At 70.9% G+C, this 18976-nt stretch carries 17 protein-coding genes; 13 read left to right on the top strand and 4 right to left on the bottom strand.

The window, feature by feature from the left end; all coding sequences use genetic code 11:
- Nucleotides 1–58 precede the first annotated feature (58 nt).
- Nucleotides 59–1660: an alkaline phosphatase family protein gene (locus tag K8O92_31760; GenBank protein ID UAK32219.1), complete on the top strand. Its 1602-nt coding sequence runs from the start codon at nucleotides 59–61 to the stop codon at nucleotides 1658–1660.
- A gap of 165 nt (nucleotides 1661–1825) precedes the next feature.
- Nucleotides 1826–1999, top strand: coding sequence for a hypothetical protein (locus K8O92_31755; protein ID UAK36112.1), 174 nt, complete (start codon nucleotides 1826–1828; stop codon nucleotides 1997–1999).
- Between the two features lie 173 nt (nucleotides 2000–2172).
- Here the strand turns inward: K8O92_31755 and K8O92_31750 are convergent, their stop codons facing one another.
- Nucleotides 2173–2937, bottom strand: a complete 765-nt coding sequence (locus K8O92_31750; protein ID UAK32218.1) for an NUDIX hydrolase — start codon at nucleotides 2935–2937, stop codon at nucleotides 2173–2175.
- A 76-nt stretch (nucleotides 2938–3013) separates the two neighbouring features.
- On the opposite strand from K8O92_31750, the gene nadA reads away from it, so the two are divergent.
- Genes nadA through nadC form a run of 3 tightly spaced genes read left to right on the top strand, consistent with a single transcriptional unit; the run spans nucleotide 3014 to nucleotide 6546 of the window.
- Nucleotides 3014–4057, top strand: a complete 1044-nt coding sequence (gene nadA / locus K8O92_31745) for a quinolinate synthase NadA (protein UAK32217.1) — start codon at nucleotides 3014–3016, stop codon at nucleotides 4055–4057.
- On the top strand, nucleotides 4054–5634 hold the full coding sequence (locus tag K8O92_31740) for an L-aspartate oxidase (protein UAK32216.1): 1581 nt from the start codon (nucleotides 4054–4056) through the stop codon (nucleotides 5632–5634). Before nadA ends, K8O92_31740 begins: the two co-directional genes overlap by 4 nt.
- Before the next feature lie 51 nt (nucleotides 5635–5685).
- Complete coding sequence (gene nadC / locus K8O92_31735; protein UAK32215.1) at nucleotides 5686–6546, top strand: carboxylating nicotinate-nucleotide diphosphorylase; 861 nt, start codon at nucleotides 5686–5688, stop codon at nucleotides 6544–6546.
- A 309-nt stretch (nucleotides 6547–6855) separates the two neighbouring features.
- Here nadC and K8O92_31730 read toward each other — a convergent pair whose 3' ends face one another.
- From K8O92_31730 to K8O92_31720, 3 genes are read right to left on the bottom strand one after another with little or no spacing between them, the layout of a single operon-like run.
- Nucleotides 6856–7494, bottom strand: coding sequence for a GNAT family N-acetyltransferase (locus K8O92_31730; protein UAK32214.1), 639 nt, complete (start codon nucleotides 7492–7494; stop codon nucleotides 6856–6858).
- 40 nt (nucleotides 7495–7534) lie between these two features.
- Nucleotides 7535–8713, bottom strand: coding sequence for a winged helix DNA-binding domain-containing protein (locus K8O92_31725; protein ID UAK32213.1), 1179 nt, complete (start codon nucleotides 8711–8713; stop codon nucleotides 7535–7537).
- A gap of 25 nt (nucleotides 8714–8738) precedes the next feature.
- Nucleotides 8739–9224, bottom strand: coding sequence for a TerB family tellurite resistance protein (locus K8O92_31720; GenBank protein UAK32212.1), 486 nt, complete (start codon nucleotides 9222–9224; stop codon nucleotides 8739–8741).
- Between the two features lie 333 nt (nucleotides 9225–9557).
- Here K8O92_31720 and K8O92_31715 point away from each other — a divergent pair, with 333 nt between their 5' ends.
- From K8O92_31715 to hisH, 8 genes are all read left to right on the top strand, one after another.
- Nucleotides 9558–10502 carry a S9 family peptidase gene (locus K8O92_31715; GenBank protein UAK36066.1) on the top strand — a complete coding sequence of 315 codons (945 nt, stop codon included), beginning with the start codon at nucleotides 9558–9560 and terminating at the stop codon, nucleotides 10500–10502.
- Nucleotides 10503–10575: 73 nt separating this feature from the next.
- Nucleotides 10576–11442, top strand: a complete 867-nt coding sequence (locus K8O92_31710) for an arylamine N-acetyltransferase (GenBank protein ID UAK32211.1) — start codon at nucleotides 10576–10578, stop codon at nucleotides 11440–11442.
- Between the two features lie 78 nt (nucleotides 11443–11520).
- Complete coding sequence (locus K8O92_31705) at nucleotides 11521–13230, top strand: penicillin-binding protein (protein ID UAK36065.1); 1710 nt, start codon at nucleotides 11521–11523, stop codon at nucleotides 13228–13230.
- Nucleotides 13231–13329: 99 nt separating this feature from the next.
- Nucleotides 13330–14937, top strand: coding sequence for a protein kinase (locus tag K8O92_31700; GenBank protein UAK32210.1), 1608 nt, complete (start codon nucleotides 13330–13332; stop codon nucleotides 14935–14937).
- 252 nt (nucleotides 14938–15189) lie between these two features.
- The gene (gene hisD / locus K8O92_31695; protein ID UAK32209.1) at nucleotides 15190–16527 is read left to right on the top strand and encodes a histidinol dehydrogenase; all 1338 of its coding nucleotides are present in this window, start codon (nucleotides 15190–15192) and stop codon (nucleotides 16525–16527) included.
- Entirely contained in the window at nucleotides 16524–17657 is a 1134-nt protein-coding gene (locus K8O92_31690; GenBank protein ID UAK32208.1) for a histidinol-phosphate transaminase, read from the top strand. Before hisD ends, K8O92_31690 begins: the two co-directional genes overlap by 4 nt.
- Before the next feature lie 39 nt (nucleotides 17658–17696).
- The gene (hisB, locus tag K8O92_31685) at nucleotides 17697–18317 is read left to right on the top strand and encodes an imidazoleglycerol-phosphate dehydratase HisB (GenBank protein UAK32207.1); all 621 of its coding nucleotides are present in this window, start codon (nucleotides 17697–17699) and stop codon (nucleotides 18315–18317) included.
- Nucleotides 18314–18949: an imidazole glycerol phosphate synthase subunit HisH gene (gene hisH / locus K8O92_31680; protein UAK32206.1), complete on the top strand. Its 636-nt coding sequence runs from the start codon at nucleotides 18314–18316 to the stop codon at nucleotides 18947–18949. The genes hisB and hisH overlap by 4 nt, the downstream gene beginning before the upstream one ends.
- The last annotated feature ends 27 nt before the right edge of the window (nucleotides 18950–18976 follow it).

Genomic DNA, 18976 nt, shown 5'->3' with positions numbered 1-18976 from the left:
CATCGCGCCGAGTCGGTAATCATGCCGGAGCGCGCATGTGGACGTAACGTCGGTTGTTATGGCGGAATTGGTATTGGGGCCGGTGTTGCGGCATGTCGACGCGACTTCGGCGACCGTCTGGGTGGAAACCGATGCTGCGTGCGAAGTGGACGTTCTGGGACGGCGCGCCCGCACGTTCCATGTGGGGGAGCAGCACTTCGCGCTGGTCGTGATCGACGGGCTGGAACCAGGCCAGTCGGTGCCCTACCAGGTGCGGCTCGACGGTGTGCCGGTCTGGCCGGAGCCGGAATCGGAGTTTCCGCCGTGCCGCATCCGTACGCGGCCCGTCGAGAAGATCTTGTTCGGGTCGTGCCGGGCGGCCAAGGCCACGCCGGGGGTGCTCGAGGCGGACAAGCTCGGAGCGGACGCGCTGGACGCGTACGCCGCGCGCATGACGGGACTGCCGGAGGAGGAATGGCCGGATGCCCTGCTGTTGCTCGGTGACCAGGTCTACGCCGACGAGCCGACCCCGCGGATGAAGGAGTGGCTGGCACGGCGGCGCGGCGGGCAGGAGCCGCAGGGCGAGGTGGTGTCCTTCCGCGAGTACGCCGAGCTCTACCACGAGTCGTGGGCGGACCCGGAGATCCGCTGGCTGATGTCGACCGTGCCGACGTCGATGATCTTCGACGACCACGACGTACGCGACGACTGGAACACCTCGCGTACCTGGCGCGAACAGATGGCGCGCAAGCCGTGGTGGAACCAGCGCATCCGCGCCGGACTCGCGTCCTACTGGGTGTATCAGCACATCGGCAACCTCGGCCCGGACGAACTGGCGCGCAACACCCTCTACCGCGAGGTCACCGAGGCGGGCGACGACGTGCAAGGTCTGCTGGAGAATTTCGCCGAGCAGGCCGACAAGGAGGTCGACGGTCGTAAGCCCACCCGGTGGAGTTACCGCCGTGACTTCGGCCGCGTCCGGCTGCTGGTGATCGACACCCGCGGTGGCCGGATCCTCGACGGTCAGCGCCTCATCGTCGGGTCCGAGGAATTCGACTGGATCGAGGAGAACGCCGCGGGCGACGTCGACCACCTGCTGATCGGATCGTCCCTGCCGTGGCTGATGCCGCACGCACTGAGCCACTTCCAATCGCTCAACGAGCGGGCGGCGGACCTGCCGGGATGGCGCGGAAGACTGGGCGAAAAGGTCAGGCAGGCAGCGGATCTGGAGCACTGGCCCGCGTTCCGCGCGTCGTTCGAACGGCTGGCGCGGCTGATCCACCGGCTGGGTACCACCCCGGAGTCGCCGAGCACGATCTGCGTGCTGTCCGGGGATGTGCACCACAGCTACGTCGCCGTCGCCGGTTACGCGGAGCCGACGAAATCACAAGTGCTGCAATTGGTGTGTTCGCCGGTGCACAACGAGCCACCGAAGATGTTCCAGCCCGCGTTCGCGCTGTCGTGGGCGGCGCCGATCGCGTCGGCGCTGCGGTGGCTCGCGGATCGGCGTGGGCTCTCACCCGATCCGGTCCGCTGGCGCAAGATCAGCGGCCCGCACTTCGGCAATTCGATCGCCTCCCTCGACGTCCGGGGCCGCCGCGCCCGGTTCACGCTGGAGACCGCTCGGCAAGAGACGGGCCTGGTCAAGGTGGCCGAACTGGATCTCCCGAGCCAACGGTAGGGCTGAGGGCGCTATCGCGACGGCGCTGGGCGTGGCCGAAGGATGCGGTGAGCTCTTCGCCGACGCGCTCGCCGACCCGCCCACGGTGAAAATCGGTGGAGGCCGAACCCGCGCGGCGATACGGTGTGAACCGGAGCAGCCGGATACGCGAAAGGGGGACCGGCCGTGAATCCCGCACCTCATGCGATGGCCGACGCGCCTCCCGCGGCGAGCGAGCGCGCCGATCTGGCGGCATGGCGTCGCCGAGACGCCTTGCGGCGCAGCAACGCCGCGCGTCCGATACCCAGCAAGCGGCAGTACCGCCGCAGGGGCAAGCACCGCAAAACCACCGACCAGTAGTCGCGGCCTCATCACGCTGCTCAGTTCCTGGTCGCCGACGCCCATCGGCGGTGAAGCCGATGTCCTCGGCGCCTACTTCGACGCTTGCCGAAAGCCGCGTGCGCACTTGTGCTTCGCGAGCAGGCGCGGACGGGTCCTGTCTACGGGGGTCGAGGTGCGCTGCCGAAGGCAGCTCAGGATGGGCCGGGCGGACGGAGGGCGGCGAATTCGTCCGTCACGCGCAGGCCGGAGCCGGTGAAGCGGTAGACCGCGGCGGGGCGGCCGCCCGCGCGGCCGGGCGCGGCGGTGGCGCCGGTGGGCGTGATCACTCTGCGGCGGGAGAGAACTCGCTGGAGGTTCGTGGTGTCCACGTCGTAGCCCAATGCGGCGCAGTAGATTTCGCGCAAGGTGGACATGGTGAACCGGTCCGGTGCGAGGGCGAAGGCGATATTCGTGTAGGACAGTTTCGCCGCCAGCCGGGTGCGGGCGTGGTCGACCACCGTGCGGTGATCGAAGGACATGTCCGGCAGTGCCGCGACCGGGTGCCACGCGGTGTCCGGGGGCAGCTGGGGATCGGCGGTCAGCGGCACCAGTCCGAGGTAGGCCGAGGCGATGCGCCGCGGGCTCGGCACCCGGTCGGGGGCGCTGAACACCGAGAGCTGTTCCAGGTGGCTCAGCTCGCGCACGTCGACCTTCTCGGCGAGCTGGCGGCGCGCGGAGGTGTCGAGGTCCTCGTCGTCACCGAGCCTGCCGCCCGGCAGTGACCAGGTGCCCTTCTGCGGGTCGAGAGCGCGTTCCCACAGCAACACCGCCAGTTCGGTCCGCTGATCGGGCGGGCACCGCCGCGTCAACTCTTCCGCGCGCTCCGCCGCACTGTGACCTGCGGTGACGTTCTTCGGGAAGCGGCGAACCTGGAACACCGCGGTGAGCGATTCGTGGATGGTGCTACTATGGGCCACGTTTTCGATTGTAAGTCGAAAACCTGGTTTGGTGCGAATCGGCGGGTAGCCGACCGCACGAGGAAGGGAGCCATCCATGGCGACGACGGGTGCGAAACTGGCGCCCCCGCTGATGGGGCAGGTGTTCGACGGGCCGTCCGGGTTCGCGGGTGTCGAGGCATCGCCCGAGTGGGCGCGGGAAGTCAAGCGGCTGGCGCGGGAGCGCAACGCGACGATCCTGGCGCACAACTACCAGTTGCCCGCGATCCAGGACGTGGCCGACCACGTCGGCGATTCGCTGGCGCTGTCGCGGATCGCGGCCGAGGCGCCCGAGGACACCATCGTGTTCTGCGGCGTGCACTTCATGGCCGAGACCGCCAAGATTCTCAGCCCGGCGAAGACCGTGCTCATCCCGGATCAGCGCGCCGGATGTTCGCTCGCCGACTCCATCACGGCCGACGAACTGCGCGCGTGGAAAGCCGAGCACCCGAACGCGGTGGTCGTCTCCTACGTGAACACCACGGCCGAGGTGAAGGCGCTCACCGACATCTGCTGCACCTCGTCCAACGCGGTCGACGTAGTCGCCTCGATCGACCCGGACCGTGAGGTGCTGTTCTTGCCGGACCAGTTCCTCGGCGCGCACGTCAAGCGGGTCACCGGCCGCGCGAACATGCACATCTGGGCGGGTGAATGCCACGTGCACGCGGGCATCAACGGCGAGGAGCTGACCGAGCAGGCCCGCACCCATCCCGACGCGGAGCTGTTCGTGCACCCCGAATGCGGCTGCGCCACCTCGGCGCTGTACCTGGCGGGGGAGGGCGCGTTCCCGGCCGAGCGGGTGCACATCCTGTCCACCGGCGGCATGATCGACGCGGCCAAGGCGGCGAAGTCGAATCAGGTGCTGGTGGCCACCGAGGTCGGCATGCTGCACCAGCTGCGCAAGGCCGCTCCCGGCATCGACTTCCAGGCGGTGAACGACCGGGCCTCGTGCAAGTACATGAAGATGATCACCCCGGCGGCGCTGCTGCGCTGCCTGGTGGAAGGTCGCGACGAAGTCCATGTCGATCCGGAAACCGCCGCGCTGGGCCGCAATTCGGTGCAGCGGATGATCGCTATCGGCAATCCCGGCGGCGGTGAATGAGCCCGACCGCTGCCCGTGCGGCGGTGGGTGACTGGGAGGCCGAGGCCGATCTGGTGGTGATCGGCGGCGGCGTCGCGGGACTGACCGCGGCGCGCACCGCGTCACTGCGTGGCCTGCGGGTGCTCACGCTCAGCAAAGGCGGGCCGACCGACACCTCCACCCAGTACGCCCAGGGCGGCATCGCCGTGGTGGCGCCGCACGGGGATTCGGTCGAGTCGCACGTGCACGACACGGTGGAGGCGGGCGCGGGCCTGTGCGACGTGGACGCCGTGCGGTCCATCGTCGCGGGCGGGCAGGCCGCGGTGGCCGCGCTGACCGATTTGGGCGCGGTGTTCGACCTCGGCCGCGACGGCCAGATCTCGCGGACCCGCGAGGGCGGGCACAGCACCCGCCGGATCATTCACGCCGGTGGCGACGCCACGGGCGCGGAGGTGCAGCGGGCGCTGAACGAGGCCGGTCTGCCGGTGCTGTTCGGCGCCGCGGTCGCCGAGATCGTCACCGGCCCGAACGGTGTGCGGGGCGTGGTCGCGGTGTCGGACAAGGGCTTCGGTGTCGTGCACGCCCCCGCTGTGCTGCTGGCCACCGGCGGGCTCGGACAGTTGTACGCGCTGAGCACCAATCCGCCCGGCGCCACCGCCGACGGCGTCGCGCTCGGGCTGCGGGCCGGCGCGACCGTTGCCGATCTCGAGTTCGTGCAGTTCCATCCGACCGTGCTCTACACCCCGGGAGGGATGGGGCGCAGGCCGCTGATCAGCGAAGCGGTGCGCGGCGAAGGCGGGACGCTCGTCGACACCGAAGGCGATCCGGTGACCGCGGGGGTGCATCCGCGCGGCGACCTCGCCCCCCGCGACGTGGTCTCCCGTGCCATCGCCGCCCGCATGCGGGCGCTCGGCGCCGAGCACGTCTACCTCGATGCGCGGTCGATCGATGGCTTCGGTCGACGGTTTCCGACGATCACCGCCTCGTGCCTGGCCGCGGGCATCGATCCGCGCACGGACCTGATCCCGGTCGCGCCCGCCGCGCACTATCAGTGCGGGGGAGTCGTCACCGACACCCACGGCCGCACCGGAGTGCCCGGTCTGTACGCGGCCGGTGAGGTCGCGCGCACAGGTCTGCACGGGGCGAACCGGTTGGCCTCCAACAGCTTGCTCGAGGGACTGGTGGTCGGTGAGCGCGCCGGGGCCGCCGCCGCCGAACGGCTCGGCGAGCGGGCCGGGGTGCGCGAGCTACCCGCTCGCACCGCCGATTACGCCGCCCGTGAGGTGGTGCAGGGTCTGATGACCACGCACGCCTCGGTGGTCCGCGACCGCGCCGGTCTGGCCGAAGCGCTCAAGCGGCTCGATGACGTGGTCACCCGGCGCGACACGAACACCACCCTCACCCACCCGATCGCCGGGATCGAGGACGCCGCGCTCACCCTCGCCGCCCGCACGCTGCTGCTGGCCGCGCTCGCCCGCACCGAGAGCCGCGGCTGTCACACCCGGTCCGACCACCCGGACGCCGTTCCCGAACTCCGTCACGGCCTCCCGATCCGGCTGAACAACGACGGCGTACCCGAGTACGCGCCCATCCCCTGACGACAGCCGCCGAGCCGTCCACCGGCCCCGCTCGGCGAGAGAGGAACTTCGATGGCCCTGGATGCCGCCCTGGATCGCGACGAGGTGCTGCGGATCATCCGCGCCGCGCTGTCCGAGGACCTGCGCTACGGCCCGGACGTCACGACGACAGCGACCGTGCCCGCGGACGCGGTCATCAAGGCGTCGGTGGTGTCGCGGGAGCCGGGGACCGTGGCCGGGCTCGACGCCGGGTTGCTCGTGCTCGACGAGGTGATCGGCGCGGGCGACTACGAGATCACCGATCGCGTCGCCGACGGTACCCGGGTCTCGCCGGGACAGTCCGTGCTGACCCTGATCGCGCCGACTCGCGGGCTGCTCACCGCCGAGCGCACCATGCTCAACCTGGTATGCCATCTGTCCGGCATCGCGACGGCGACGGCCGCATGGGTGGACGCCGTCGCGGGCACCTCCTGCCGCATCCGGGACAGCCGCAAGACGCTGCCCGGCCTGCGCGCGCTGCAGAAGTACGCCGTGCGCGTCGGCGGCGGTGTCAACCACCGCATGGGTCTCGGTGACGCCGCCCTGATCAAGGACAACCACGTGGTCGCCGCGGGATCTGTGGTCGAGGCGCTGCGCGCGGTGCGCGCTGCCGCCCCCGACATCCCCTGCGAGGTCGAAGTCGACAGTCTCGAACAGCTCGACGCCGTGCTCGCCGAGGACGTGGAACTCGTCCTGCTGGACAACTTCCCGCTCTGGCAGACCCAGGCGGCCGTGCAGCGCCGCAACGCCGCGTCTCCGCGAACGAAACTGGAGTCCTCCGGCGGCCTGAGCCTCGAGGTCGCCGCCGACTACGCCCGCACCGGCGTCGACTACCTCGCCGTGGGCGCCCTCACCCACTCGGTCCGTGTGCTCGACCTCGGGCTGGACATGTAGCGGAATCCTCAGCACACCGGCTCGGCCGTGCGGTCGCGGGACCGTCACCGGCAGCAGGGACCGTGACTTCGAGTTCGGCCGGTGTCGAGCCCGGAGCTCGAACACGCGGTCGAGGTGCGAGCTGACCTCGGCCCCTCGAGCTATGACCGCACCGGGAAGTCGCTTGCGGGCGCGTTTGCTTTCCCGGAACCCGTGACGGTGAAGTGGCTGCGGCGGGCTCGACAGCCCGGTCGACCGCACAAGTCGGTGTACTTCCGCCGCTGGGAGTAGTGGCACGCGGTCGACTCCGGAATCGCCGTCGCGTGCCCGTCAGCTGTCGCGCACCATCGTGCGCTGGTGCACTCGTGCCCCGCGATAGCGCAGGCCGGGGACCAGGGGCTCGGTGCCGTGGGCGGTGAATCCCATGCGCTCGAAGAACCGGACGGCACGGACGTTTTCCACCAGCGTCTGCAAATGGCAGCCGGGCGAACCGGTTTCGGTGAGGCGCTCGAGCCAGCGGACCATCAGCCGGTCGGCCGCGCCGGTGCCCCTGGCCTCCGGCGCGACATTGATGTGCAGATGGCTGGGCCAGCGCTCGTCGCGGAAATCTCCCGCCGTCGGAGCCCGGCGGATCGCCGCACCCGCGACATCGGCGATGCTGCGTGCGAAGAATCCGGCGGGCTCACGGCGGAACACCAGGCGATAGCGGCGGATGGCCTGATCGATGCGCTCGCTCTCGCTGGGAAACCCCGCGCTGCCCACGCAGCCGGTCAGATACCCGACCAGCTCGCCCTCGTGCTCCGCGACGAACAGCGACGCCGGTTCCAGATCCATGTACGGCTCCAGATAGACGGCCGCCTCGGATTCCGGATGCCCCCACAGCGACTCGGTCGGCGAACCCGCACCCGCGCGCACGAACAAAGCGCGCAGGGCGGCCCGGTCGCTCTCGGCGAATCCGCGAATCTCCATGCGGCTCAAACTACCCGGTGCGGGTCGGGTCTCCGGTCGGTCAGGCGGTGAGCTCGCGTTCCAGTGGTGTCCGGAACCGGGGAATGGTGCGCACCTCGCCGAACCATTCGGCGACGCGCTGCGCTTGCGCGGCGATCAGCGCGTCGGCGTCGGCTCCCACGTCTTCGAGGAGGCGGTAGACGATCTCGCCGTCCTTGCGCTGTGCCCAGCCGCCGACGATCCGTCCGTCCCACCACACGGTGGGTCCGACGTTCCCGTTGCGATCGAACAGGCTCGGTGCGTGGGGGCCGAGATACCACTCCCGCGCCTGCCAGCCCATCGGCGTCGGATCCAGGGCCGGCAGCAGCGCCGCCCAGGGTTCCGGCGCGGCGACCGGTTCCACGTCGTCGGCCAGGAGTACACCGGTCACGCCGTCCAGGTCGACCTCGACCAGCTCGAGCGCGCCGAGCGCCGCGCGAACCTCGCCCAGAGTCCATCCGGTCCACCACTTGACGTCCGACACGGGTGCGGGACCGAAGGCGCGCAACCAGCGGCGGACCAGCTCTACGCGAGCCGCGGTGGCGGGGACGGACGGGACGCCGCCGGGCAACCACGACTCGATCGGCGCCCAGGTGTATCGACTGCTGGCCCAGCTGCCGTTCGGCCGCCCGCGCACGATGCGGCCCTCGCAGCCCAGAGCCACCAGCACCCAGGTGGTGATGTTCGTCGGCTTCGAATACGCCTTGTCCGGCGCGGTGTTCACCTGGGTGCGCAACCGGGGGACGTCCTTGCTCAGCTGCGCGCCGGTGGCCGCGCCGCGGGCGAGCAACGCTTTGTGCGTCTCGGCTTCGACCTCGGTCCACCAGCCCGCCGTGTCACCGTCCCCGATACCGGCCTGCGCCAGGTACTTGCCGTAGGTGCGCCGCTGCTTGTGCGCCAAGGCGTCCGCGCACGAGGCCTGGAGAATCGGCACCAGGTCCACCGGCGCCACGAACATGGTGCGGCGCATGGCCAGCATCCGCAGCAGCGAACGATCCTCATAGAGCGCCCGTTCGACATCCGCGGGCGTGAGGCCCTTGCCACGCGCCGCGACCGAGAGGAAGACGGTCGCCGGATCGGTCGCGTGCAGGGCGACCAGCGAACGGGCGATCTCGTCGACCAGCCCGGACCGTTCGGGCGTCGCGAGCCGGTGCCGCACCGCCAGCCGAGCGCGCCGCTCGGCGGCATCAATCGAACGCATAGGCGAATCGTAGCGTTCGGCGGATTCAGAGGCCGAAGTGCTCCGGAGCCAGCCGCAAGGTCCGGCAGGCGTCGTGGAGGGCATCGATCGCCTCCGGGCCACAGGCGCCGGCCCCGCTGCCGATCAGGATGCCGATCCGGACCACCGCGTCCGCTTCGGCGGGCTTGTCCGCCGCTTTGGCGATCTGCCGCAACACGTGCGCGCAGCCGAGGACCGGATTGTTCGCCAGCCGATTGCAGTTGTCCTCGAACAGCGCACGCAGGTCGTCGACCGGGAAATTCCGCAGAACCGGGTCGGCCGTGACGAACTCGGCGACGGTGGCGCGGTCGCCGCCCGCGGCAGGGCCGTCGGTCACCGCGATCCACGCGCACAGGGCAACCGCCGCGTCTCGAAAAGTTCCGCCCCGCAACTCGTTCCGTTTCGCGAGCAGCTGGCCTCGCCACGTCGCGGCGGTCTCCGCCAGCGTGCTGATCAGGGTCGCGTCGGGAATGCGGCGAGGTGCGATGGTCATGGCTGACTCCATGAGAAGACGTCCGAACGCGCGGACCCGTGCCGTCCGGACTCGAAATGAGTACCCGGACCGTAACAGCGCGCGGACGCCGGGTCCTGCCCCCAAAAATCGGGATCAGTCCGCCGGTTCGGCCGCTGCCTACTAGTTTCTCGGCGCCGCCTACGGGCTGAGCGCGGGGATGACTGCCGTGTGGTGGGTGTCGCGGCGGCCGCGGGCGGGCTGCTCGTCGTGATGCGTCTGCGCGGGGACACGTCGACGGCGTGACATCATCCGAGGATGCGCCAGGCCTCTCCGATACTCGTGCTGTGCTGCGCGCTGGTCGGTGCGCTCGTGATGACAACCTCTGCGGCGCCGCGGGTTTCGGCGGATCAGGTGTGCGCCGGGGGTGTGGCTGTCCACCCGGTGGCGGTGACCGTGGACGGGGAGGAGGCGACCGGGCGGGTGTACGAGCCCTACCGGTGCGCCGAGGGCGATGTGGCGGCGCAGGCTCTGGTGGTCGCGGTGCACGGGCACGACGGGTCGTCGGCGGATTTCGCCGGCTATCTCGACTCGATCGCGCGCCGCACCGCTACTCCGATCCTGTCGATGGATCTGCGTTCCGCGGACAGCGTATGGCGCACCGGCGAGTGGAATCTGTGGGCGGGCTGGCGCGACATCGTCGCCGCGACCGAGTGGTACCGGCAGAGCCACCGCTCGATCACGCGCACGGTGCTGTGGGGCTGGAGCCAGGGCGGCATCACCAGTGGTCTCGCGGTGGCGCACGGTCCGCGCGGGATGTTCGACTACTGGGTCGACAACTACGGTCCCGCCGACGATTTCACGATGTGGCTGGGCGCGGTGGCCGTCGATCCGGCGCTGCCCGCGCAGATCGAGCGCGACGCGGGTGGTTGCCCGCCCGCGGCCTGTCCGCTCGCCTACGTCGAACGCTCGCCCGCACTGCTGGCCGCCCGGATGGACGTGCGGCGCGCGTTCCTCGTCCACGGCACCGCCGACGACGTGGTGCCCTACGCCACGAGCGTCGAGATGCGCGCCGGGCTCGTCGCCGCGGGCAAGCCCACTTCGATGTACACCGTCGTCACCGGGCGCGACCTGAACGGGCGCGTGGTCCCGGGCGACCACAGCGTCGGCCCGGCCTTCTTCGAAGGCGGCTGCGTCGTCGAGCGCCTGCTGCTCGGCGCGGAACCGGTCGACGGCCCGGATCGCGACTACCTCGTGGACGTCGCGCACGGCGTCGTCACCACCCCGCCCGCCCCGCCGGGTGCGAAGTGCGCGGCATGAGGCGGCGGCCGGGAACATGATCGCGTCCCGGTGCGGTTGACCGAAAAAAACCGACCGACGAAGCGAGGACGCGATGAGCAAACCGGCCGACCCGGCCTACCACTGGAACGGAGCCGAACTCGACCTGGACGCCTATCTGGCCCGGATCGGTTTCGACGGCGAGTGCGCTCCCACCGTCCGGACGCTGCACGAACTGGTGCGGGCGCACACCACCGCGATCCCGTTCGAGAACCTCGAGATCATCCTGGGCAGGACGATCCCGCTCGACCTGGCTACCCTGCAGGACAAGATGGTGCGCCGCCGGCGCGGCGGCTACTGCTACGAGAACGTCGGACTGTTCGCGGCCGCACTGGAACGGCTCGGCTTCGGCGTCACCGGACTCAGCGGCCGGGTGAGCATGGGTGCGGGCGCGGGATTGCGGCCCGCCACCCACGCCTTGCTGCGCGTGACGACCGCCGACGACGACCGGGTGTGGCTGTGCGACGTCGGCTTCGGCGCCGGACCGCTCGTGCCCTTCGAATTGTCCGGCGAGACCGGAGAATTCGCGGCGGGAGAATGGAAGTTCCGGCTGGAGCGCACGCGCGGGGAGCTGGATTCCGAGCTGTGGGTGCTGCACCAGTACGGCCGCGAAGGCTGGATCGACCGGCACAGCTTCACCGTGAATCCGCAGTACCGCATCGACTACGCCGTCGGCAATCACTTCGTGTCGACCTCGCCGCGTTCCCCCTTCACCACCCGGCCCTATGTGCAGCGTTTCCACCCGGAGGTGCATCACGTGCTGGACGGCACCACGTTCGTCACCGAGTACCCCGACGGCACGAGCGACACGAGAGAGCTGGCGCCCACCGAGTTGCCCAAGATCCTCGCCGAAGTGTTCGACATCGACCTCGCCGACGCCGACGCCGCCGCCCTCGCGCAGGCGCCCTGGTCGCGCGACTGAGATCGCGATCCGCCACGGCCGGATAAGGTCGAGCGCGTGCGTACCAACCGGAAATCTCTCGTCCTGTTCGCCGCACCGATGCTCGTGCTCGCCGCCTGCTCGTCCGGCCCGGACCAGCCCGACACCGTCGCCGGCCAGTTCGCCGACGCGCTCAACCGCGACGACATCCCCGCGGCCGCCGCGCTCACCGACAACCCGGCCCAGGCCGCCGAGACCCTCGACGCGCTCTACGACGGGCTCGGCCAGGACGTGCGCTTCGAGGTCCGCTCGGCCGACGAGAACGACTTCGCGCTGGCCGCCACCTGGAAGCTGGGCGCGGACGGCAAGTCCGAGTGGACCTACACCACCAACGGCGCCGCGCGCGACGACGGGGCGGGATGGCGGGTGAAGTGGAATCCGGCCACGGTCGCCCCCGGACTGGACGCGGGCCCGTTGAGCTACAGCAGGGTCTATCCGAGACCTGCCCGCGTACTCGACGCCGCCGGCGGCGAATTGATGACCGAGCAGATCGTCACGCTGGTGAACGTCGGCTCCGGCGCCGACCTCTCCGCGGTCGCGGACCTGCTCGGCCCGCTCGCACCCGGCGTCACCCCGCAGTCGCTGCAAGCGGAACTGGCCGCGGCGCAAGGAAAACCGATCACCGCGATCACCCTGCGCGAGACAGACCTCGCCGCGATCCGGGATCGCCTGACCGCGCTGCCGGGCGTCACCCTCGCGCCGCAGACCCGGTTGCTGACGACCGACAAGGCCCTGTCCGGACCGACCCTGTCCGGACTGGCCGAGTTGTGGCAGGAGTCCGCCGACGCGAACGCCGGATGGGCGGTGCGCGCCCAGACGCCCCAGGGCACCCAGCGCGTCGCCGGAACCGACCCCAGGCCCACCGCCGACATCGCCACCACGCTGGATCCCGGCCTGCAGCGCGCGGCCGAGGCGGCCTTGGCCCCGGTCGCCCAGCCCGCCGCGATCGTCGCCCTGCGGCCCTCGACCGGCGACGTCGTCGCGATGGCGCAGAACGCCGCCGCCGACGCGCAGGGCCCGATCGCGCTGACCGGGCTCTACCCGCCGGGTTCGACGTTCAAGACGGTCACCGTCTCCGCCGCGTTGCAGGCGGGAACCGTGACACCCGACACCGTGCTGCCCTGCCCGGGCACCGCGGACATCGAGGGCCGTCGCATCCCCAACGACAACAACTTCGATCTGGGATCGGTCCCGTTGCACACCGCGTTCGCCCGCTCCTGCAACACCACGATGGGCGCCCTGGCCGTGCTATTGCCCGCCGACGCGCTGACGAAAGCGGCGGCACAACTGGGACTCGGGATCGATTACGTCACACCGGGCCTGACCACCGTCACCGGAAAAGTGCCACCGGCCGGCACCTCCGCGCTGCGGGTGGAGTCGGCGATCGGTCAAGGGCAGGTGACAGCGTCGCCGTTCGGAATGGCGCTGGTCGCCGCCTCCATCGCCCGCGGCGCGGCGCCCGCGCCCACCCTCGTCGCGGGCAGGCCGGGCACTCCGGACCGGACCCCGGACGCGCTGCCGCCGCAGGTCGCCGACCAGCTGAAAGCCATGATGCGTGAGACGATCACCGACGGCACCGCGACACAATTGCGCGACATCCCCGGCGTGCTCGGCAAAACCGGCACCGCGGAGTACATCGATGACGCGCACGCGCACGGCTGGTTCGTCGGCATCGACGGCGACCTGGCATTTGCCGTGTTCATCAGCGACGCGAGCAGTTCGGCGCCCGCGGTGGACGCGGCGGGCCGGATGCTGCGGGCGCGCGGATAGTCCGTTTCGTGCGATTCGGGCGCACACGAAGGCCCGGCTGACGCGTGCGAGCATTCCGAAGCCAGCTACACTCATCCCCGGACCGCGTGAGTAATCAATATGCGGGATGTCACGATTTCGAGAAGGTTCGGAGTAGGCGCCATCGATACCGGTCAGTTGATCGCGGAGCATTACCGCCTGGTCGAGCGGATTGGTAGCGGCGGCACGGGCGTGGTCTGGCGTGCCGTCGACGAACGCCTCCAGCGCTCCGTGGCCGTCAAGCAGATCCACATCCAGCCGAGCCTTCCCGAGGCCGAGCGCGTTGTGGTGCGCCAGCGCGCGATTCGGGAGGCCCGCAACGCCGCCCGCTTCCAGCATCCGAACGCGATCGTCGTGTTCGACATCACCGAGCACGAGGGCGATCCCTGCCTGGTGATGGAATACCTCAAGTCCAAGAGCCTCGCGGCGGTGATCGGCGCGCAGGGCACCCTGCAGCTGACCCAGGTCGCCCGGATCGGCGAGCAGGTGGCCTCGGCCCTGATCGCCGCGCACCAGGCGGGCATCGTGCACCGCGACGTGAAGCCGGGCAACATCCTGCTCGACGATCACGGCACGGTGAAGATCACCGACTTCGGCATCTCCCGCGCGACCGGCGACGTCACCCTCACCGAGACCGGGCTGATCTGCGGCACCGCAGCCTATCTCGCGCCGGAGGTCGCCCGCGGCTCCGATCCCAGTCCGGCATCCGACGTCTTCGCCTTGGGTGCCACGCTGTTTCACGCGCTGGAGGGCGAACCGCCCTACGGCGCGGGCTCCAATCCGCTGGCGGTGCTCTACGCCGCCGCGAACGGCCAGCTGAGCGAACCGCGCAACGCCGGTCCCGCAACGGATTTCCTGCTCGACCTGCTCAGCCCCGAGCCCTCCGAGCGTCCGAGCATGCGGGCGGCGCGCGATCACCTCGCCGCGTTCGCCGACGCCGGTCCCGCGCCGGTGGCCGCCGGGTTCGTGCCTGCCAGCGAAGCGTTCACCCGCCCGAGGGCGGGTGAGCCCGAATCGGCGACCCGCGCGCTGCGGCCGTCGGCGATGGCGTCGGCGCCCTACACGCCCACCGAGCGTCAGCCGCGTCCCCGCCCCGCGCCCGCGCGGCCCGCGCACCCGGACACCGCGGCCCATCCACGCACCATGGCGCAGCCGCGCCCGCAACCGCAGCAGCGGCCCGCGGGCAAACGGCGCGCGGTGCTGATCGGCGCACTCGTCGGCGCGGTCGCCGCCGTCTCCGCGCTGTTGATCAGCGCGTTCACTCAGTCCGACTCCGATTCGCCGGGTCCGCAGGCGAGCCCGCCGTCGGTGAGTTCGACGACCAGGCCCGGGACCACCTCGACCGTCGCGGCCGAGCTGGGACGCACCCCCAGCTCCGGCGAGCGCGTCGACATCGGGTCGGCGGGTCGCCTGGTGGAGGACTTCTATACCAATCCGTCCGGGTCGTGGGCACTGCTGACACCGGCGGCGCAGAAGACCTATGGCAGCGAGCAGGCCTTCCGGCAGTACTGGGACGCGCGGACCATCGACGACTTCAACACCATCGAGGCCGCGAGGCGGACGAACAACGACGACGGGTCGGTCGACATGCGGCTGGCCAGCATCACGGTCGAGGGCCAGACCAAGAGCCTGACGCTGCGGGTGATCAGCTCGGGCGGGCGTCTGCTCATCGACAGCGACACCAAGTAGACGACCTGCTACTGGTCGTCGTGCCGGGGCATCCGGCACATCGCCGGGAGACCAGCGCGGGTCGGCCTCGGACGAGAGCGGCGACACACTTCGCCGCACTCCAGGAACGCTCCCGAGGGGCGGACCTGCGCACACGGGTCCGGCGCGCGCCGACCGCCCGGACCACGCGGATAACGGCTGGCGTCGGCCCACTAGGCTGGTAGCTGCAACTTTCCTGTTGCGCAATCAGCTGGAGACAAGGACCGACACCTCATGACAACCCGCATCGAGCTCGCCCGCGTCGATCTGCGCGGTCGTACTCCCTCCGTCGCCGAGCTGCGCGCCGCGCTGCCGCGCGGGGGAGTCGACGTGGACTCGGTGCTGCATCAGGTGCGGCCGGTGGTCGAGGCGATCCGCGACCACGGTGTGTCGGCGGCGCTGGAATTCAGCGAGCGCTTCGACGGCGTGATCCCGGCGACGGTGCGGGTGCCCGCGGCCGAGCTGGAAGCCGCGTTGGAGCGGCTGGAACCGGCGGTGCGCGCGGCGCTGGAGGAGTCCATCGACCGGGCCCGCAAGGTGCACGCCGATCAGCGGCGCACCGACAAGACCACCGAGGTGGTGCCGGGCGGCAAGGTGACCGAGCGCTGGGTGCCCGTCGAACGGGTCGGCCTGTACGTGCCGGGCGGCAACGCCGTCTACCCGTCCAGCGTCGTGATGAACGTGGTGCCCGCGCAGACCGCGGGCGTCGGCTCACTCGTGGTGGCCTCGCCGCCGCAGGCGCAGTTCGGCGGACTGCCGCACCCGACCATCCTCGCCGCCGCGCAGCTGCTCGGCGTCGACGAGGTGTGGGCGGTCGGCGGCGCCCAGGGCATCGCCCTGCTGTCCTACGGCGGTCTCGACACCGACGGCGCGCAGCTGGAACCGGTCGACCTGATCACCGGTCCGGGCAATATCTACGTCACCGCGGCGAAGCGGCTGTGCCGCGGCCTGGTCGGCATCGACGCCGAGGCGGGCCCCACCGAGATCGCCGTCCTCGCCGACGCGACCGCCGACCCGGTGCACGTCGCCGCCGATCTGATCAGCCAGGCCGAGCACGACGTGCTGGCCGCCAGCGTGCTGGTCACCGACAGCGAGCACCTGGCCGACGCGGTGGACGCGGCGCTGACCGCGCAGCTGACCGTGGTCAAGCACGCCCACCGGGTGGGCGAGGCGCTGCGCGGCAAGCAGTCCGGCACGGTGCTGGTCGACGACATCGAGCAGGGGCTGCGCGTGGTGAACGCCTACGCCGCCGAACACCTGGAGATCCAGACCGCCGACGCCCCCGCGGTCGCGGCCAGGGTGCGCAGTGCCGGAGCGGTGTTCGTGGGCGCGTACGCGCCGGTCAGCCTGGGCGACTACTGCGCGGGCTCCAACCACGTGCTGCCGACCGCGGGCTGCGCGCGGCACTCGTCCGGTCTGAGCGTGCAGACCTTCCTGCGCGGAATCCACGTCGTCGAGTACACCGAAGCCGCGCTGAAGGATGTCGCGGGCCACGTCGTGGCGCTGGCGAACGCCGAGGACCTGCCCGCCCACGGCCAGGCCGTGCGGGCGCGTTTCGAGGCGCTGTCGTGACGCGCGCGGTGAGCGCGCCCGGCGCGGACCTGACCCTGGACGAACTGCCGCTGCGGGACAACCTGCGGGGCAAGAAACCCTACGGCGCACCGCAATTGACGGTGCCCGTGCAGCTGAACACGAACGAGAACCCGCATCCGCCGAGCCGGGCGCTGATCGACGACGTCGCCGAGTCGATCCGCGCCGCCGCCGCGGACCTGCACCGCTACCCGGACCGCGACGCCGTCGCGCTGCGCACCGACCTGGCGCGGTATCTGACCGCGCAGACCGGCGTCGCGGTGGACACCGGCAACGTCTGGGCGGCCAACGGCTCCAACGAGATCCTGCAGCAGCTGTTGCAGGCCTTCGGCGGGCCGGGCCGCAGCGCACTCGGTTTCGTGCCCTCGTACTCGATGCATCCGATCATCTCCGAAGGCATCGACACCGAGTGGATCGAGGCCAAGCGCAACGCCGACTTCTCCCTCGACGTCGACCACGCATTGGCCGCCATCGCCGAGCGCGCACCCGACGTGGTGTTCGTGACCAGCCCGAACAACCCCACCGGCCACAGCATCCCGCAGCAGGACCTGGCGCGCGTCCTCGCGGCCGCCCCGGGCATCGTGGTGGTCGACGAGGCCTACGGCGAGTTCTCCGCACAGCCCAGCGCCATCGGGCTGATCGACCGGTTCCCCGCGAAGCTCGTGGTGACCAGGACGATGAGCAAGGCTTTCGCGTTCGCCGGTGGCCGGCTCGGCTATCTGGTCGCCGCGCCCGCCGTGATCGACGCGATGCTGCTGGTACGGCTGCCCTATCACCTGTCGGTGGTCACCCAGGTCGCCGCGCGCGCGGCCCTGCGGCATGCCGACGAGACCCTCGGCAGCGTCGCCGAACTGGCCGCACAGCGCGACCGGGTGGCGGCGGCGCTGCGGGAACTCGGCTACGACGTGGTCCCCAGCGACGCCAACTTCCTGCTGTTCGGCCGTTTCGCCGACGCCGCGCGCACCTGGCAGCGCTACCTCGATCACGGCGTGCTGATCCGCGACGTCGGCATTCCCGGCTATCTGCGCACCACCATCGGCCTCGCCGCCGAGAACGACGAACTGCTGCGGGTCAGCGGGCTGCTGGCCGGCACCGACCTCGCACCGCGATGAACCAGCGCCGGGAAGCCCTCGGCGACAACCCGATTGGACATGAGCATGAGTAGGACCGCCCGGGTGGAGCGGGTCACCAAGGAATCCAGCATCGTCGTGGAACTGGATCTGGACGGCACCGGCAAGACCGAGATCGCCACCGGCGTCCCGTTCTACGACCACATGCTCACCGCGCTCGGCGCGCACGCGAGTTTCGATCTGACCGTGCGCGCGGAGGGCGACATCGAGATCGAGGCGCATCACACGGTCGAGGACACCGCGATCGTATTCGGTCAGGCGCTCGGCAAGGCGCTGGGGGACAAAGCGGGTATCCGTCGCTTCGGTGACGCCTACATCCCGATGGACGAGACGCTGGCGCACGCCGCGGTCGACGTGTCCGGCCGCCCCTACTGCGTGCACACCGGTGAGCCGGATCATCTGCTGCACGCGGTGATTCCCGGGTCCGGTCCCGGCGCGCCGTACTCCACCGTGCTCAATCGCCACGTGTTCGAGTCGATCGCGTCGAACGCGCGCATCGCCCTGCACGTCCGGGTGCTCTACGGCCGCGACCAGCACCATGTCACCGAGGCCGAGTTCAAGGCGGTGGCGCGCGCGCTGCGCGCCGCGGTGGAACCCGACCTGCGGGTGAGCGGGGTCCCGTCGACGAAGGGAGCGCTGTGAGCGCGAAATCCGTGGCCCTGCTCGACTACGGCTCGGGCAACCTGCACTCGGCCGAACGGGCGCTGGCCAGGGCGGGCGCGCACGTCGAGGTGACCGCGGACCCGCAGGTCGTGCTGGCCGCCGACGGTCTGGTGGTGCCCGGCGTCGGGGCTTTCGCCGCGTGCATGGCGGGGCTGCGCGGGGTGCGCGGCGAGCGCCTGATCGGTCAGCGGCTGGCAGGCGGGCGTCCGGTGCTCGGCATCTGCGTGGGCATGCAGATCCTGTTCGAGCGTGGCGTCGAGTTCGGCGAGGAGACCGACGGGTGCGCCGAATGGCCCGGCACGGTCGACCGGCTGTCCGCGCCGGTGCTGCCGCACATGGGATGGAACACCGTCTCCGCCCCGGCCGACAGCGTCCTGTTCGCGGGTCTCGACGTCGACACCCGCTTCTACTTCGTGCACTCCTACGCCGCGCAGACCTGGGATCTGCCGTCCAGCGAGCACTTCGCCGCCCCCAAGCTGACCTGGGCCGAGCACGGGGTGCCGTTCCTGGCGGCGGTGGAGAACGGTGCGCTCTCGGCCACCCAGTTCCACCCGGAGAAGTCCGGTGACGCGGGCGCGCACCTGCTGCGCAACTGGGTGAACTCGCTGTAGGGCGGATCCCGCGCACCGAAAGCGCGG

Origin of the sequence: Nocardia asteroides (assembly GCA_019930625.1) — a bacterium.
GTDB lineage: Bacteria > Actinomycetota > Actinomycetes > Mycobacteriales > Mycobacteriaceae > Nocardia > Nocardia sputi.
Note: the sequence above shows the minus strand (reverse complement) of the source record. Positions and strands in the feature narration are given on the sequence as shown.